This is a genomic window from Sphingomonas sp. HMP6 (assembly GCF_013374095.1).
Lineage (GTDB): Bacteria > Pseudomonadota > Alphaproteobacteria > Sphingomonadales > Sphingomonadaceae > Sphingomonas.
Genome location: NZ_AP022672.1, coordinates 1,656,610 through 1,672,237, shown reverse-complemented (window position 1 = coordinate 1,672,237; position 15,628 = coordinate 1,656,610). Strand labels below are relative to the sequence as shown.

At 67.3% G+C, this 15,628-nt stretch carries 15 protein-coding genes; 4 read left to right on the top strand and 11 right to left on the bottom strand.

All coding sequences use genetic code 11. From position 1 onward, the window contains the following. Positions 1-2: 2 nt before the first annotated feature. The 3 genes from HMP06_RS08335 to HMP06_RS08325 are packed head-to-tail and all read right to left on the bottom strand — an operon-like array spanning position 3 to position 5,354. Positions 3-1,535 carry a S1C family serine protease gene (locus tag HMP06_RS08335; RefSeq protein WP_176496672.1) on the bottom strand — a complete coding sequence of 511 codons (1,533 nt, stop codon included), beginning with the start codon at positions 1,533-1,535 and terminating at the stop codon, positions 3-5. Continuing rightward, positions 1,532-3,199 (bottom strand): hypothetical protein, encoded by a 1,668-nt coding sequence (locus HMP06_RS08330; RefSeq protein ID WP_176496671.1) that lies wholly within the window; start codon positions 3,197-3,199, stop codon positions 1,532-1,534. Before HMP06_RS08330 ends, HMP06_RS08335 begins: the two co-directional genes overlap by 4 nt. Next, a complete protein-coding gene (locus HMP06_RS08325; protein WP_176496670.1) occupies positions 3,174-5,354 on the bottom strand; it encodes a primosomal protein N' in 2,181 nt (726 codons plus the stop codon). Before HMP06_RS08325 ends, HMP06_RS08330 begins: the two co-directional genes overlap by 26 nt. A gap of 184 nt (positions 5,355-5,538) precedes the next feature. Between HMP06_RS08325 and HMP06_RS08320 the strand changes: the two genes are divergently transcribed. Further along, entirely contained in the window at positions 5,539-6,423 is an 885-nt protein-coding gene (locus tag HMP06_RS08320; RefSeq protein ID WP_176496669.1) for a tyrosine recombinase XerC, read from the top strand. 39 nt (positions 6,424-6,462) lie between these two features. Here HMP06_RS08320 and HMP06_RS08315 read toward each other — a convergent pair whose 3' ends face one another. From HMP06_RS08315 to HMP06_RS08300, 4 genes are all read right to left on the bottom strand, one after another. Then, on the bottom strand, positions 6,463-7,140 hold the full coding sequence (locus HMP06_RS08315; protein ID WP_176496668.1) for a type 1 glutamine amidotransferase domain-containing protein: 678 nt from the start codon (positions 7,138-7,140) through the stop codon (positions 6,463-6,465). Positions 7,141-7,227: 87 nt separating this feature from the next. Then, positions 7,228-7,827, bottom strand: coding sequence for a DedA family protein (locus HMP06_RS08310; protein ID WP_176496667.1), 600 nt, complete (start codon positions 7,825-7,827; stop codon positions 7,228-7,230). A gap of 105 nt (positions 7,828-7,932) precedes the next feature. Further along, on the bottom strand, positions 7,933-8,889 hold the full coding sequence (gene gshB, locus HMP06_RS08305) for a glutathione synthase (RefSeq protein WP_176496666.1): 957 nt from the start codon (positions 8,887-8,889) through the stop codon (positions 7,933-7,935). A gap of 130 nt (positions 8,890-9,019) precedes the next feature. Beyond that, positions 9,020-9,424 carry a YraN family protein gene (locus HMP06_RS08300; protein WP_176496665.1) on the bottom strand — a complete coding sequence of 135 codons (405 nt, stop codon included), beginning with the start codon at positions 9,422-9,424 and terminating at the stop codon, positions 9,020-9,022. A 398-nt stretch (positions 9,425-9,822) separates the two neighbouring features. On the opposite strand from HMP06_RS08300, the gene HMP06_RS08295 reads away from it, so the two are divergent. Then, positions 9,823-10,197, top strand: coding sequence for an endonuclease domain-containing protein (locus HMP06_RS08295; protein WP_176496664.1), 375 nt, complete (start codon positions 9,823-9,825; stop codon positions 10,195-10,197). A gap of 68 nt (positions 10,198-10,265) precedes the next feature. Here the strand turns inward: HMP06_RS08295 and rsmI are convergent, their stop codons facing one another. Beyond that, positions 10,266-11,123, bottom strand: coding sequence for a 16S rRNA (cytidine(1402)-2'-O)-methyltransferase (rsmI, locus tag HMP06_RS08290; protein WP_176496663.1), 858 nt, complete (start codon positions 11,121-11,123; stop codon positions 10,266-10,268). Positions 11,124-11,134: 11 nt separating this feature from the next. Between rsmI and HMP06_RS08285 the strand changes: the two genes are divergently transcribed. Beyond that, positions 11,135-12,343, top strand: a complete 1,209-nt coding sequence (locus HMP06_RS08285) for a penicillin-binding protein activator (protein ID WP_176496662.1) — start codon at positions 11,135-11,137, stop codon at positions 12,341-12,343. A 130-nt stretch (positions 12,344-12,473) separates the two neighbouring features. Here HMP06_RS08285 and hemW read toward each other — a convergent pair whose 3' ends face one another. Then, positions 12,474-13,628, bottom strand: a complete 1,155-nt coding sequence (hemW, locus tag HMP06_RS08280) for a radical SAM family heme chaperone HemW (RefSeq protein ID WP_176496661.1) — start codon at positions 13,626-13,628, stop codon at positions 12,474-12,476. Between the two features lie 38 nt (positions 13,629-13,666). Between hemW and HMP06_RS08275 the strand changes: the two genes are divergently transcribed. Then, complete coding sequence (locus HMP06_RS08275; RefSeq protein WP_232089923.1) at positions 13,667-14,224, top strand: CAP domain-containing protein; 558 nt, start codon at positions 13,667-13,669, stop codon at positions 14,222-14,224. A gap of 54 nt (positions 14,225-14,278) precedes the next feature. Here the strand turns inward: HMP06_RS08275 and rdgB are convergent, their stop codons facing one another. Together rdgB and rph are read right to left on the bottom strand one after the other, a co-directional pair. After that, a complete protein-coding gene (gene rdgB, locus HMP06_RS08270; RefSeq protein ID WP_176496659.1) occupies positions 14,279-14,911 on the bottom strand; it encodes an RdgB/HAM1 family non-canonical purine NTP pyrophosphatase in 633 nt (210 codons plus the stop codon). After that, a complete protein-coding gene (gene rph, locus HMP06_RS08265; RefSeq protein WP_176496658.1) occupies positions 14,908-15,624 on the bottom strand; it encodes a ribonuclease PH in 717 nt (238 codons plus the stop codon). Before rph ends, rdgB begins: the two co-directional genes overlap by 4 nt. Between the last annotated feature and the right edge of the window lie 4 nt (positions 15,625-15,628).

Sequence of the window (15,628 nt, the reverse complement as noted above, 5' to 3'; positions counted from 1 at the left end):
CCTCAGGGCGCGGGCGTGCAGCTATAGACAATCTTCTCGTTCGGGCGCGCCGGTAGCGCCATGCGGATCGCCGCTTGCTGGGTCGCCAGATTGGCGCGACCGGCCTCGTCGGGCGAACACGCCTTGAGCTTCACCGTCGTGCGAATCTTGCGCAGACCCTCCATCTGCTCCGCGCTGAGGAAATAGCGCGCGTTGACATAGCCGCGCGTGGCGGGGTCGAATTGCAGGACCGAGACGGTCTGCTCCTCCGATGGCACCAGGATACGGTCCCATTTGCTGCCATTTTCGGCATATTGCGTGCGCCCGTTCATACAGCCCGCCTTGCCCCAATCGATCGTTACATCCTGCGTGGTGGAGGACACGACGCGGCTACGCGCGCTGACGAAGCCGCATACCATCTTGCCGAGCGGTGCGGTCGAGGAGACGGGCGGCGCGGGCGGCCGGCTGGCGGCGGCGACCGCTTCGGGCAGGATCGGCGCACCGGTCGGGCGCAGCACGAACAGCACGATCGCGCCTAGCATCATCAGCGCGCCCGCGACCCATGCCCAGATCGCTTCACGCCGCAGCGCCTGCGCATCGAGCAGCCCGCCGGCCCCAACCGCCATCGCGCCGAGCACGAGGATCAGCCCGGCCAGCCCCATGATATTCTCGCGGTGCCGGTCGCCCGCGGCGCGCGCGGCGGTGAGGGCCGCTTCGCGCGCCAGCACGGCCTTGCTCGTCGTCTCACGCTTCGCCGCGTCGGCCAGCGCGGCTGCCTGCGCATCGGCGGCCTGGTCGATCTTTTCGATATCGGCGATGCTGGTGCACGGCGTGCCGACCGCGACATACGGCTGTTTCGCCTTGTTCAGAAACGCGGCGACTTCGCTGTTTGCGATGGCGAACCCGAAGCTGGAATCGCCTTCCTCGCCCCGCGTGATCGCCGAATTGATCCCGATCACGCGCCCGCATGGATCGAGCAGCGGCCCGCCCGAATTGCCGCGCGCGATCTGCGCGGTATGGAGCAGCACATCCGTCCCGGTCATTTGCCGACGCCCGGAAAAGACACCTTCGGAACGGATCGGCGCGAGCGGATGGATGTAATCCGCCGCCGATTTCGCGGTCGCCAGATCGACATTGCCGGGATAGCCGAGCGCGGTGACCATGCTGCCCTCCTCGAGCGGGCCGGTATAGAGCGCGACCGTCGGCAAGCGCGTGCCGGTGAATTCGATCAGCGCGAGATCGTGCGCGACATCGACCGCGATGATGCGGCCCTGATAGCTCTTGCTGCCCTCCGACGGGACGATCCCAACCACGACATTGCCGGGATAACGCGCGAGCAGCTCGACGACATGCGCGTTGGTGACGATCCGGTTGGGCGCGACCGCGACGCCGCTGCCATGGCCGAAGCCGACCACCTCATCATCGACGATCGCGATCGTGACGACGCGCACGACGCCGCGCGCGGTGGCGGAGATATCGTCGGCATGGGCGGGGGTGGAAAAGCCAACCGTGGCGACCAATGCGAAGGACAGGAGCCAGCGTATGATGGTGATCATGATTTTTTCGGGTCCGATGGTTCGTGGCCGGCACCCGTGGCCCCGGCCGGCCGATCCTTGGCGTCGCCTCTCGTGTCGGGCCTGTCTAGCAGCGCCAGTGCAGCGGCCGTCCCCTTCTGGTCCAGCGTGGCGAGAAGCTGCTGGACGACGTTCGCATCGCCGCCATGCGCGCTGTAGGCGAGTGGAACGATCGCGCGCCGCGCCTCTGCGGCATTGCCCTGCTGCAGATAGACTCGTCCCGCCTGCATCCGCAGCCCGAGATCATAGGGGGCGAGCGCATAGGCATAGAGCAAGGCGGCATCGGCGTTCTTGCTCGGCACCTGCCCGGCATCGGCGAAGCTCTCGTAGAACAAGGTCAGGGGTAGCGGGTCTTCGGTATCGACCTTGTTGGCGACCTGAAACCAGCGGCGTACCGCGCTCCAAATGGCCGCGTCGGTCTTCTTCGCAGCCCGCGCCATCGCCCCCATGGCCATGCCCTTGTAGATCATCGCGTGCATAGATCTGGGCGCAGCGGCAAGGGCACGGTCCGCCGCGGCCTCGGCAGCGGCATAATTGCCCGCATCATATTCGGCCTCGGCCAGCACGTTCTGCGCCGCCGCATCCTGTGGATAGGGCGCCGCGAGCCGACGGGCGAGCATCGCGATCGGTTGCGCCTGCTTCCGGTTTACCCCGGCGTTGGAGCGAATGCGCGCAGGCATCACTGCCGCCTCCGCCGCGGTCAGCGCGCGCACCGTCGTCTCCCCGACCGCCAACGCCGTCCCCGTCAGCGTCCGTGCCGGCAAGCGGGATTGTTCCGCATATTTGTCGAGCACGCGATCGAGCTTGTCGACGTCCTTCAGCTCTCGCATGGCCGTGGCAACCGGCTTTCCGTCGTTGATCGCGGCGATGTAAGCGCTCAACTGCCCCGCGCGGCTCGGCTCGAAAGTCAGATAATGCGTCAGGAGCCATCCGCGCCCGTAAAGCACATTGGTCTGGTCGGGATTCAGGTGGCCGGGATACGGGCTCAGCACGCGGCGGATGGGCAACATATTCGCATTGAAGATCCCGAAAGCGCGATATTGCGGCGGAGCACCAAGCGTGATTCCGCCGTCGTCGCCAAAGATCGCGGTCGCGTTAAATTCGGCGAACCCTTCCACAAACCAGGCGGGAAACGCCACGTTGGTCCAGTTGCTGAGCATGAAGTGGTGGGTATATTCGTGCAGCAATATCTGTTGCGCGGTCAGAACGGTTTTGGCGGTGCCCGACTGGCGCGGCACGAATGCGACCGGATGTGCGCGCGGAGCGTAAAAACCCGCCACGTTTTCCTGTCCCCGCACGAGTTTTTGCACGTCGTCAGTATCGTCGACGACATAGACGGTCAGCCGTGTTTCGGGGCTGATCGGCTCATCGGGCATCCCGCGCTGGACCCGCAGCGCCTTGTCGAAGCGCTCGAGTTTGGTCGTAAACGCGCGCACCCGATCGGGCTTGTCGTTCGAATAGAGCACGAAATGGCGCGAACTCGCCTCCTGCCATTCGGCGTGCGCGACGCCCGGGATCAAACAGGCGCAGAGAAGCAAGGCTTTGCGAAACATCGGTTTGGTTCCCCTTGCGGCGATCGTACGGAGCGCCGGGTTGGGCGGCAAGCGCGTCTGCACCGGATCACACAAAGCTGTACGGATCGACATCGACCACCACCCGCACCTTAGCGGGCCATTCCACGCCGCCGAGCCAGTCGCGGATCACGTCCTGCACGTCCAATCCGCGCTTGGCATGGACCAGCAAGCGGTAGCGGTGCCGCCCGCGTAGCATCGCGAGCGGGGCGGGGGCGGGGCCGTAGACTTCCATCGCCCCGTCCAAAGTGTCTGGGTGGGGCGCGGCACGACCGATCAGGCGGGCGGTTTCCAGCGCGGCGGCCTGATCCTCGCTCGACACGACGATCCCGGCAAAGCGCCCGAACGGCGGGGCGCCCGCCTCGCGGCGATGCTCGGTTTCGGCGGCATAGAACGCCTCGGCATCGCCCGAGACCAGCGCCTTCATCACGCTCGCATCGGGGCTGTGCGTCTGGATATAGACATGGCCGGGCTTGGCACCGCGCCCGGCGCGACCCGCTACCTGCATGATTTGCTGGAAGGTGCGCTCGCTCGCGCGCAGATCGCCGCCGTCGAGACCGAGATCGGCGTCGATCACCCCTACCAGCGTGAGGTTGGGGAAGTGATAGCCCTTGGTGACGAGCTGCGTGCCGACGACGATGTCGATGTCGTGCGCCTCCATCCGGGCGACGAATTCGGCGGCCTTGGCGGGGGACCACATCGTGTCCGACGTGACGACCGCGATCTTGGCGTCGGGGAAGAGCGCGGTGACTTCGTCGGCGATACGCTCGACCCCGGGGCCGACGGCGGCGAGCGTATCCTCATTCTGGCATTCGGGGCAGACCTTCGGCACCGGCTCGGTATGGCCGCAATGGTGGCAGGCGAGGCGGCGCACCAGGCGGTGCTCGACCATCCAGGCGGTGCAATTGGGGCATTGGAAGCGGTGGCCGCAGGTGCGGCACAGGGTGAGGGGCGCATAGCCGCGGCGATTGAGGAAGAGCAGGACTTGCTCGCGCCGTTCCAGCGTCTCGGTCATTGCGGTGAGCAAGCGCGGCGCGATCCAGCGGCCGCGTTCGGGCGGTTCCTTGATCAAGTCGATCGCGGTGATGCTCGGCATTTCCGCCGCACCCCAGCGGCCGGGCAATTTGACCTCGGCATAGCGGCCGAGCGCGACTTGCTGGCGCGTTTCGATCGCCGGCGTGGCGGAGGCGAGGATGACGGGGATCTGCTCGAACTTGCCGCGCATCACCGCCACGTCGCGGGCGTGGTAGTGGACGCCTTCCTCCTGCTTGAAGCTCGTCTCATGCGCTTCGTCGACGACGATCAGGCCGAGATTGGCATAAGGGAGAAACAGCGCCGAGCGCGCGCCGACCGTGACGAGCGCTTGCCCGCTGGCGATGCCCCGCCACGCGCGGCGGCGTTGTGATTGGCGCAGGCCCGAGTGCCATGCGACCGGCTGAACGCCGAAGCGCGCGGCGAAGCGTTTGAGGAACGGCTCGGTCAGCGCGATTTCTGGGAGCAGGACGAGGCATTGGCGGTTGTCGCGGATCGCGGCGGCGACCGCTTCGAAATAGACTTCGGTCTTGCCCGAGCCGGTGACGCCGTCGAGCAGGGTGGGCGCGAAGCTGCGCGCGGTGACGTCTGCCACCAGCGTTGCGGAGGCGGCGCGTTGGTCGGGGGAGAGTGCGGGGGCGGCGAAATCGGGGTCGGGGGCGGGGAAGGGGCTGTCGATGTCGACCTCGACTGCTTCGAGCGCGCCGGTTTTGACGAGGCCACGGATGACCGCGTCGGACACTTCAGCGATCGCGGCGAGTTCGCGGATCAAACCTTGCGTCGCGCCGATCCGCTCCAGCGCCTGTTGGCGTTGCGGGGTGAGGCGGTCGGGCAAATCGCCGGTTGCGCGATATTCGGTGATCGTCTTGCTGCCCTCCAGCGCCGAGGTCGACGACAAGGCCATCCGGACCACCGCAGCGGGCGCGGCCAGGTAATAATCGGCGGTCCATTCGATCAGGCGGCGCAAGGGGGCGGCGAGCGGCGGGACCGGGAGTACGCCGACGAGATTGCGGAGGCGATTGTCGCCGACCTCGGCATCGGAGGGCATCCGTTCAGGCTCCCACACCACGCCGAGCAACTGGCGCGGGCCGAGCGGGGCGACCACCACCGAGCCTGGCTCGACGCTCATGCCGTGCGGCACGCGGTAATCGAGCGGGCCGAGCGCGGAGTTCAGGACGAGGACGCGGGCGCGGGACATGGGATGCATATGGCGGGTTGGGGGGGCGGGGTGAAGGGGGGCTTAACCGTCACCCCCGCCTTGTGCCGGGGTCCACTGTGCGGCGCGCGCAGCACCCGATATCGGGCGTTCACCGGGCGGCGTGGTGGGCCCCGGCACAAGGCCGGGGTGACGAAGGGGCGTGAAGCTCGCTACACCACCCGCAATGTCCGACCACCCCCGCCTCTATGCCGATCACCTGGCGCGCGACCGGCGGCGTTCGGTGCATACGGTGCGCGCCTATGAGGCGACCGCGACGCGGCTGTGTGGCTTCCTCAGCCAGCATTGGGGCGACGCGATCGATCGCGCTGCGCTTGGCAAGGTGACCGCTGCCGACCTGCGCGCCTTCCTCGCGATGCGTCGCACCGAGGGGCTGGGCAATGCGTCGGCCGCGCGCGAATTGTCGGCGGTGCGCGGATTTCTGGCGTTTGCCGCTGACGAGGGCGCCACGCCACGCCTGAAAGGGCCGCGCGTCAAGAAAGGCGTGCCGCGCCCGGTCTCGCCCGATGAGGCGGTCGCGCTCGCCGAAGATGTCGCCGAGGATGCCGCCGAACCGTGGATCGGCGCGCGCGATCTGGCGGTTTTGCTGCTGCTCTACGGCGCGGGGTTGCGCGTGGCCGAGGCGCTCGGGCTGACCGGCGCGGTGTTGCCGCTCGGCGCGACGCTCAGCGTGACGGGCAAGCGCGACAAGACGCGGATCGTGCCGCTGCTGCCGCAAGTGCGCGAGGCGATCGAGGCGTATGTCCGCCTGAGCCCCTATGGCACCGCCCGCGACGCGCCAATTTTTCGCGGGGTCAAGGGCGGGCCGCTCAGCCCGCGGTTGGTGCGGCGCGCGGTGCAGCAGGCGCGGGTGCGGCTGGGGCTGCCCGATCGCACGACGCCGCATGCGCTGCGTCATTCGTTCGCCACGCATTTGCTGGGGCGCGGGGCGGATTTGCGGGCGCTGCAAGAACTGCTCGGTCATGCGAGTTTGAGCTCGACGCAGGTCTATACCCAGGTCGATGCGGCGCATTTGATGGACGTGTATCGCAACGCCCATCCGCGAGCGTGACGGGTCGGCACCCGGCGGCGATCCGGGTGCCGAACGGTATCAGGCCAGCGCCTCGACCAAGGCGGTCGCCGCCGCGCCCGACGAGGCCGGGTTCTGCCCGGTGATCAGCAGGCCGTCGCGCACGACATGCACGCCCCAATCGCCGGTCTTCGAGAAGATGCCGCCATTCTGCGTCAGCATATCCTCGACCAGGAACGGCACCACATCGGTCAAACCGACTGCGGCTTCCTCGGTGTTGGTGAAGCCGGTGACCTTCTTGCCCGACACCAACGGCGTGCCATCGGCGGCCTTCACATGGCGCAGCACGCCGGGCGCATGGCAGACGAGCGCAACCGGCTTGTCAGCCGCGATCGCGCCTTCGATCAGCGCGCGCGAGGTGGCGTCTTCGGCCAGATCCCACAGCGGGCCGTGGCCGCCGGGATAGAAGATCGCGTCGAAATCTTCGAGCTTCACCGAATCGAGCCGGACGGTGCTGGCGAGCTGGGCGGTCGCCTCGGCATCGGCTTCGAAGCGGCGGGTGTCGTCGGTCTTGGCGCTTTCGTCGGCGCTCTTCGGGTCGAGCGGCGGCTGTCCACCCTTGGGCGAGGCCAGCGTAAGATCGGCTCCCGCCGCCTTCAGGACATAATAGGGCGCGGCCCGCTCTTCGAGCCAGAAGCCGGTCTTGGCCGCGGTGTCGCCGAGCTGGTCGTGCGAGGTGAGGACGATAAGAATTTTCATGATTGATGCTCCAGCGGTGATCTCCCCGCGATGGATGCCAGATAGGAAGTGCCGCGCGCGGTTTCCACCGCAGTGCAGCACATCGCGTCAGCCGCGCGGCTTCCAGCGCAGCAGCCGCCAGACGTAACCGATGACGATCGCGACGGTCAGCGCGATGGCCGCCGGGCCGATATAGGCGTCGAGTTCGCGGAAGTTGCTGCCGAGATACAGGCCCGCGTAGGCAAGGCCGGTGTTCCAGATTGCCGATCCCGCCGCCGTCCACAGCAGGAAGCGCAGATGCGGCATCCGCGCCATGCCGGCCGGGAGCGACACCATCGTGCGGAAAGCGGGCATGAAGCGGAACACGAAGACGACCCATTGCCCGCGGCGTTTGAAGAAGCGTTCGAGCTGTACGACATGCTCCCAATCGAGCGTGAGCCACGCGCCATAGCGATCTACGAACGGGCGCAGCCGTTGGTAGCCGAAGCGCCACCCGATCGCATACCAGAAGTAATTACCCGCGACCGTGCCCGCGGTGCCCGCGATGATCAGCGGCAGCATCTCCATCTGCCCGCGCGCGACCGCGATGCCGCCGAGCCCCATGATGACTTCGGACGGGATTGGCGGGAACACGTTTTCGAGCACCATCAACAGGAAAATGCCGAAATATCCGCCCCATGCGGTGAGATTGACGATGAAGTCGGTCATGCCAAATTCCCCTCCCGCTTGCGGGAGGGGTCAGGGGAGGGGCTGTTGGGCGATGTGTATTGTACAGGCCCTCCCCCAGCCCCTCCCGCGAGCGGGAGGGGAGTTTCACGCACGCGCCGCGACCTTGCGCTCGATCGCGTCCCAGATCAGCCCGGCGACATCGGTTCCGTCGAACTTTTCGATCGCGACGATGCCGGTGGGGGAGGTGACGTTGATCTCGGTCAGCCATTCGCCGCCGATCACGTCGATGCCGACGAACAGCAGCCCGCGCCGCTTGAGTTCTGGCCCGAGCACCGCGCAAATCTCGCGTTCCTTGGCGGTCAGCTCGGTCGCGACCGCCGACCCGCCGACTGCGAGGTTGGAGCGGATTTCGCCTTCGCCGGGCAAGCGGTTGATCGCGCCCGCAACCTCGCCATCGACCAGGACGATGCGCTTGTCGCCCTTGGCCACGTCGGGCAGGAACGCCTGCACCATATGCGGTTCGCGCCACATCGTGTTGAACACTTCGATCAGCGCCGAGAGATTCGCGCCGTCCGACCCGACCTTGAAGATCGCCTTGCCGCCATTGCCGTGGAGCGGTTTGACGACGATTTCTTTGTGCTTCGCGAGGAAGGCGCGCGCTTCGTCGAGGCTGCGGGTGACGAGCGTCGGCGGCATGAATTGCGGATAATCGAGCACGAACACCTTTTCGGGGGCATTCCGCACGCTGGCCGGATCGTTCACCACGAGCGTTTTGTGCGCGATCCGTTCGAGCAGGTGTGTGGCGGTGATGTAGCCGAGGTCGAAGGGCGGGTCCTGCCGCATCAGGATCACGTCGGCTTCGTCGCCGAGATCGAGGCTGACGGGGTCGCCAAAGCTGTAATGGTCGCCGACGACACGCTGCACCGTGACCGGATCGGCCTTCGCCCAGACGCGTCCGTCGGCATAGTTCAGGTCCTCGGCGGTGTAATGGAACAGTCTATGCCCGCGCGCCTGCGCCGCGAGCATCAGCGCGAAGGTCGAATCGCCTGCGATGTTGATGTGCGCGATCGGGTCCATCTGGACGGCGACGGTGAGGGACATGGCAGACTAACCTTCCGTTCGCCCTGAGCTTGTCGAAGGGCTGTTCTTCTTTTGGGGCGTTAGAGCGAAGGGCAGGGCTTCGACAAGCTCAGCCCGAACGGAAGGTGGGTGGTGTGATGCGTTTTGTCACCTAGCCAATCCAAGCGTTCTCGATATGGCGTGGCCGCACGCCCGGTGCGATCAGGATGACATCGACGCGGATGTCATCGCCCGGCCCGGCATAGGTCGGCATCAGATATTCCGCCGCCGCCGCGACGCGGGCCAGGCGGCGTTCGTCGATCGCGAAATCGAGCTCGGCGGCGGTCTTGCGCAGTTTCACTTCGACGAAGGCGACGAGATTGCCCTTCTTCGCGACCAGATCGACCTCTCCGGCAGGGGTGCGTACGCGCCGGGCGAGGATGCGCCAGCCCTTCAGCCGCAGCCACCACCCGGCGAGGCGCTCCCCCCGGCGGCCGGAGGCTTCGGCGGCTTGGCGCTTAGGATTCCCCTCCCGCTTGCGGGAGGGGCTAGGGGAGGGGCTGTTGGGACGGGGCACAGCCCTGACATGCCCTCCCCCAACCCCTCCCGCAAGCGGGAGGGGAGTAAGAAGGCGCTCCCGCCTTCAACGCGAATTCGTCACTCCGGCCTCGTGCAGGGGTCCACTGCGCGCGATCAGTTCCCGGGCTTAAAGTCCCACAGAGTCGCACCATCGGTGGGTCTATCCGGCGGCTTGCGTGCGGCCAAAGTCACAAAAGTTAGGCATCCGCGCCGTTTGCCGGGCGCGCGGTTTGGGGCTGTTCGACAGTTTGAAAAAGCGGATGGCGAGGGTGGCAGAGTGGGGGTGAGTAGGACAGCGGAATGTCGTGGGATTAGTGGGGAAGCGACTGGTGCTGCATAATCCTCCCCCGCCAGGGGGAGGTGGCACGCGAAGCGTGACGGAGGGGGAGGTCGGCGATGCGCTTGGAAGGGTCACCCAGCGGGAAACGCAACGCAAAAAAGCTCCGGCGTGAGATGACGCCGCCCGAAATCGCACTCTGGCTCGCGCTCCGTCAAAACGCCGAAGGGCTGCGTTTCCGCAAGCAGCATGGGGTCGGGGATTATGTTCTGGATTTCTATTGCGCGCCTGCACGCCTCGCCATCGAGGTTGACGGCGAGGCGCATGGTAGGGGCGACCGGCCGTTGCGGGATGCGCGGCGCGATGTGCAACTCGCCGCGCTCGGGCTGCTCGTAGTTCGGTATCCCGCGAGCGACGTGCTGCGCGACTTCGAAAGCGTTGCGCGCCAGATTATCGCGGTCGCGGTTGAGCGACGGTGCCAGTTTCAGGGCTGATCGCTGACCTCCCCCTCCGTCGCCTTCGGCGCCACCTCCCCCTGGCGGGGGAGGATTTCTTCGAGGTGTCAGCGACTGCCAACCCCCTTCATCTCCAGCGCCCGTGCGTACAGCGCCTTGCGGTCCACCCCCAGTGCCTTGGCCACTTCGCTCGCCGCTTGTCCGGTCGAGAGGCGGGTGAGCGCCTCGGCGAGTGCGGCGTCGGCGTCCGCTGCGCTCGCTGCCTGAGGCGCGCCGGGCGGGGCGATGACCAGCACGATCTCGCCCTTGGGCGGCGCATCGGCGTAGCGGGCGGCGAGATCGGACAGCGTTCCGGTTACGGCTTCCTCGAAATGCTTGGTGATTTCGCGCGTCACCGCTGCCTCGCGGTCGCCCAGGCCTTCGGCGAGCGCGCCGAGGGTCACGGCCAAACGCGGACCCGATTCGTACAGCACCAGCGTTGCGCGGATGCCCGCGACCTCGGCGATGGCGGCGGCGCGGGCTTGGGCCTTGGAGGGGAGGAAGCCGAGGAACATAAAACGATCGGTCGGCAAGCCCGCCAGCGTCAGCGCCGCGACCGCCGCGCACGGGCCGGGGATCGTCCAAACGGTATGCCCCGCCGCGCGCGCATCGCGGACCAATTTATAGCCGGGATCGGAAATCAGCGGCGTGCCCGCGTCCGACACCAACGCCACCGCCTCCATGCCCATCCGCGCGATGAGGCCGGGGCGGACGTCCTCGGCATTATGGTCGTGATACGGCGTCATCGGGCGCTTGACGCCGATATGGTTGAGGAGTTTGCCCGTAACGCGGCTGTCTTCGACTGCGATTACAGCGGCATGGCTCAGGATGTGTGCGGCACGCGGCGACAGATCACCGAGATTGCCGATCGGGGTGGCAACGATGTAGAGGCCCGGGGCCAAATGCGGTGTAAGAACAGATGTCATCAGGAGCGGTCATGGCAGAGCGGGTATCGATAGGGCAATTGCCGAGTAGCTGGCGGCGCTTTGCAGGCGTGTTTGCGGCGGCCGGCGCGCTCGTGCTCGGCGGCTGTCAGACGGTCGTTCCGCGCGGCCCCGCGCCGGTGCGGCGTCCTCCGGTGGTGCGTCCGGCCCAGCCGCAACAGCCGATCGTCGAACAGGGCATTCCGAGCGATTCGCAGCGGCATCGCGTCGCGTTGCTCGTGCCGCTGACGGGTCCGAATGCGGGCGTCGGGCAAAGTCTTGCCAATGCGACTCAGCTTGCTTTGCTCGATTCGGGGAACGACCGCGTCCGCATTACGACCTACGACACTGCGGGCGGCGCTGCGCTTTCCACGCAAAAGGCGCTGGCCGATGGCGCGCAACTGATCCTCGGGCCGTTGCTGGCGGAGGACGTGCGCGCGGTGACACCGATCGCGCGACGCGCCGGAGTGCCGGTGGTCAGCTTCTCCAACGATTCGTCGGTGGCCGGTAACGGCGCCTATCTGATGGGCTATGTGCCCGCGCAATCGGTGGCGCGCGTGGTCGATTATGCGCGCGACAAGGGCGTGACGAGTTTCGGTGCGCTGGTGCCCAACGGCATGTATGGCGAGCGCGCATCGACCGCGTTCCTGCGCGCGGTCGAGACGGCGGGCGGGCGCGTCGGATCGCTGCAGACCTATGACCGGGCCAGCGGATCGATGACCGCAGCGATCCTCCGCCTGACCAAGAGCGCGCCGTATCAGGCGATCCTGATCGCCGATGGCGGCGGCATGGCGGCGGCGGGTGTGCCGGTGCTGCGCAAGAACGGTATGGGCGGCGCGCGCGTGCTCGGCACGGAGCTGTGGAATTCGGAATCGTCGATCGCGAGCAAGCCCGCGCTGGAAGGCGCGTGGTTCGCCAGCGTTTCGGACGGGCTGTACCGTCAATATGCCACCAAATATCGCGCGCGCTTCGGCGTCGCGCCGTTCCGGCTGTCGAGCCTCGGGTATGATTCGGTGCTGCTGACGATCCGCATCATGCGCGATTGGCCGATCGGCGCGCCGTTCCCGGAAGACCGCCTGCACGACCGGGGCGGCTTTGCCGGGATCGACGGCGCGTTCCGCTTCGGGCGCGACAATGTCGCGGAGCGGGCGCTGGAGGTGCAGGAAATTCGCGGGGGGACGACGGTGACGGTGTCGCCTGCGCCGGGTGGGTTCGGGGGGTAAGGCCCCGCCTTTAATTCCCCTTTTTGCCACCCCGACGAAGGCCGGGGCTTAGTTGCGAGGGCGAGGAAGCGAGCGTGTTGCTCTCCAACCGCCACTGCGCAACTGGGCCCCGGCCTTCGCCGGGGTGGAGCTATGCTTTGACGATCAAAGGCAGAATTGCGTCGAGAAGGAGCATCCCCGCGTCGGTGACCGTAAGATGCTCCCCATCGCGCGCGAGCAAGCCCTGCGCCTCCAGCCGTGCGGCCGCGGCCCAGTCGATCAGCGCATCCACCGACGTCTCGCCCAACCCAGCGATTCGCGCGAGATCCACCCCCTCGCGCAATCGCAGCCCCATCAGCAACGCCTCGGTCGCGCGCTCGCTCGGGACCAGCGGCTCTTCGATCTGCGCGCCGTGGCCGTTGCGGGCGACGGCATTGATCCAATTCTCGGGCTTCTTGTGCCGCGCGGTGGCCAGACCGCCGCGTCGCCCGTGTGCGCCGGGGCCGACCCCGGCATAGTCGCGGTAGCGCCAATAGACGAGATTGTGGCGGCTCTCCGCGCCCAGCCGCGCGTGGTTGGAGATTTCATAGGCCGGCAGCCCGGCGCGTGCGGTGGTCTCGCGCGTCAGTTCGAACAAATCGGCGGCGTAGTCGGGGTCGGGCAGGGTCAGCCGCCCTTCGCGTTCGTCGGTGGCGAAGCGCGTGCCTTGCTCGACGGTGAGCTGGTAGAGCGAGAGATGTTCGGTGCCGAACGACAGCGCGCGGGTCAGCTCGCCGTGCCAGTCGCCGAGCGATTGACCGGGGCGGGCGTAGATCAGGTCGAAGCTGACGCGCGCGAAGGCGGCTTGCGCGGTGTCGAGTGCGGCCAGCCCCTCGGCCACGTCATGCGCGCGGCCAAGGAAGCCGAGCGCCGCATCATCGAGCGCCTGCAACCCGAGCGACACGCGGTTGACCCCGGCGCGGGCGATGTCGGCGAAGCGCGCGGCCTCGACCGAGGAGGGGTTGGCCTCAAGCGTGATTTCGATGTCGTCCTCGGCGGCCCAATGCCCGGTCGCGGCGTCGATCACCGCCGCCACCGTCGCGGGCGGCATGAGCGAGGGCGTGCCGCCGCCGAAGAAGATCGAGCCCAAGCGCCGCCCCGGCAATGCCGCCGCTTCATAGGCGAGATCCGCGAGCAAGGCTTCGCGCCACGCCGCCTGGTCGACACTCTCGCGGACATGGCTGTTGAAGTCGCAATAGGGGCATTTCGACACGCAGAACGGCCAGTGGACGTAGAGCGCGAGCGGATCGGTTTGGGCGGGGTTCATCGCGCCGTGCTATGGCCGCCCTGAGGAGATTGCGAAAGATGCGGTTTTTGGTGCTGGCGTTGCTGTTGGTCGGCTGTTCGGCCGGGACGGACGATCGTCCGTCGCGGGTCGTCGAGCCGCGGCCCGACGCTGCGTCGGCGGCGCGCGGCGGAGCGCTGCTGCGGCGCGCGATGCTGACCGAGCACAACGCCGCGCGTGCTGCAGTCGGCGCGCCGCCGCTGGTGTGGAGCGATGATCTTGCGCGCGACGCGGCACGCTACGCCGCTGTCCTGGCCACGAGCGAGCAGTTCAAACACTCGACCGAACCACGCGGTGCGGTGCCGGAGGGGGAGAACCTCTTCATGGGATCGCGCGGGGCATATCGTTACGATGAGATGGCGCGGCTGTGGGTTGAGGAGCGCCGTTTCTATCGCGCAGGGGCGGTGCCGGACATCAGCACCACCGGACGCTGGCAGGATGTCGGGCACTATACGCAGATCATCTGGCGGCGCACGACGCAGGTCGGCTGCGCGCTGGCGAGCAGCCGACGCGACGATTATCTGGTGTGCCGCTACACGCCGCCGGGGAATGTGGTGGGGCGGCGGGTGGAGGACTGAGGTCGCATCGACGCCACCCCGGCCTTCGCCGGGGTGGAGATATCGCAAGATCGTTCAGAGCACCGCCGCGATCAGCTGCGCAAACGCCTTGGCGCGGTGGTTGTTGGCCTGTTTTTCCTCGAACGGCATTTCGGCATAGGTGCGCGTGTCGCCCTCGGGCACGAACATCGGGTCGTAGCCGAAGCCCATGTCCCCGCGCGGCGGCCAGATCAGCGTGCCGTCGATCCGCCCCTCGAACCATTGCACATGGCCGTCGGGCCAGGCGAGCGCGAGCGTGCTGACGAAATGCGCCGAGCGGCTGGTATCGGGGCCGAGCGTGGTGAGCTTGTCCTCGACCTTGCCCATTGCCAGTGCCCAGTCGCGCGTGCCGTCCGCTGTTTCGGCCCAGTTCGCAGTGTAGACGCCGGGATCGCCGTTCAGCGCCTCGACGCACAGCCCGCTATCGTCGGCGAGCGCGGGGAGGCCCGACAGATCGGCGGCGTAGAGCGCCTTCAGTTCGGCATTGGCGACGAAGGTCGTGCCGGTTTCCTCGGGCTCGGGCAAATCGAGCTCGCCCGCTGAAATCGCGTCGATACCGAACGGCGCGAGCAAGGCGCGGATTTCCTTGACCTTGCCGGCATTGTGCGTGGCGATCACCAGCTTGCCGGGGGCGAGCTTGCGGATCGCTTGCGGTGCGACCTCGCTCATTTCCCGACGGCCGTGGCTTGCGCGGCGAAGATGTCGGTGCAGCCGATGCGCGCAAGGCGGAGCAGCCGGAGCAGCGCCTCCTCGTCATAGGTTGCGCCCTCGGCCGTCGCCTGGACTTCGGCGATATTGCCGTTTTCGAGCAGCACGAAATTGGCGTCGGCGTCGGCGTTCGAATCCTCGTCATAGTCGAGATCGAGCACCGGCGTGCCCTTGAAGATGCCGCACGAGATCGCCGCGACCTTCTGCGTCAGCGGGTCGGCGGTGAGCTTGCCGCTCGCCATCAATCCGTCGATCGCGAGGCGCAGCGCGACCCATGCGCCCGAGATCGAGGCGGTGCGGGTGCCGCCATCGGCCTGGATCACGTCGCAATCGAGGACGATCTGGCGCTCGCCGAGCAGCTTGAGATCGGTCACCGCGCGCAAGGATCGGCCGATAAGCCGCTGAATTTCCTGCGTTCGACCTGATTGTTTACCCTTCGCCGCTTCACGCGACCCGCGCGTATGCGTGGCGCGCGGCAACATGCCGTATTCGGCCGTGACCCAGCCCTCGCCCTTACCACGCAGGAACGGCGGCACCTTTTCCTCGATCGAGGCGGTGACGAGCACTTTGGTCTCGCCGAAGCCGATCAGCACCGATCCTTCGGCATGTTTGGTGAAGCGCGGCTCGATGCTGATCGTGCGCATCTGGTCGGGGGTGCGGCCTGATGGGCGCATGGGG

Bases quoted from the DNA above. Each gene is read 5' to 3' on its own strand.
- rsmI (WP_176496663.1), bottom strand. From the start codon at position 11,123: ATGACATCTGTTCTTACACCGCATTTGGCCCCGGGCCTCTACATCGTT.
- HMP06_RS08295 (WP_176496664.1), top strand. From the start codon at position 9,823: ATGCGCTTGGAAGGGTCACCCAGCGGGAAACGCAACGCAAAAAAGCTC.
- HMP06_RS08285 (WP_176496662.1), top strand. From the start codon at position 11,135: ATGGCAGAGCGGGTATCGATAGGGCAATTGCCGAGTAGCTGGCGGCGC.
- HMP06_RS08310 (WP_176496667.1), bottom strand. From the start codon at position 7,827: ATGACCGACTTCATCGTCAATCTCACCGCATGGGGCGGATATTTCGGC.
- hemW (WP_176496661.1), bottom strand. From the start codon at position 13,628: ATGAACCCCGCCCAAACCGATCCGCTCGCGCTCTACGTCCACTGGCCG.
- HMP06_RS08335 (WP_176496672.1), bottom strand. From the start codon at position 1,535: ATGATCACCATCATACGCTGGCTCCTGTCCTTCGCATTGGTCGCCACG.
- rph (WP_176496658.1), bottom strand. From the start codon at position 15,624: ATGCGCCCATCAGGCCGCACCCCCGACCAGATGCGCACGATCAGCATC.
- HMP06_RS08320 (WP_176496669.1), top strand. From the start codon at position 5,539: ATGTCCGACCACCCCCGCCTCTATGCCGATCACCTGGCGCGCGACCGG.
- HMP06_RS08325 (WP_176496670.1), bottom strand. From the start codon at position 5,354: ATGTCCCGCGCCCGCGTCCTCGTCCTGAACTCCGCGCTCGGCCCGCTC.
- gshB (WP_176496666.1), bottom strand. From the start codon at position 8,889: ATGTCCCTCACCGTCGCCGTCCAGATGGACCCGATCGCGCACATCAAC.
- HMP06_RS08275 (WP_232089923.1), top strand. From the start codon at position 13,667: ATGCGGTTTTTGGTGCTGGCGTTGCTGTTGGTCGGCTGTTCGGCCGGG.
- HMP06_RS08315 (WP_176496668.1), bottom strand. From the start codon at position 7,140: ATGAAAATTCTTATCGTCCTCACCTCGCACGACCAGCTCGGCGACACC.
- HMP06_RS08330 (WP_176496671.1), bottom strand. From the start codon at position 3,199: ATGTCGATCCGTACAGCTTTGTGTGATCCGGTGCAGACGCGCTTGCCG.
- rdgB (WP_176496659.1), bottom strand. From the start codon at position 14,911: ATGAGCGAGGTCGCACCGCAAGCGATCCGCAAGCTCGCCCCCGGCAAG.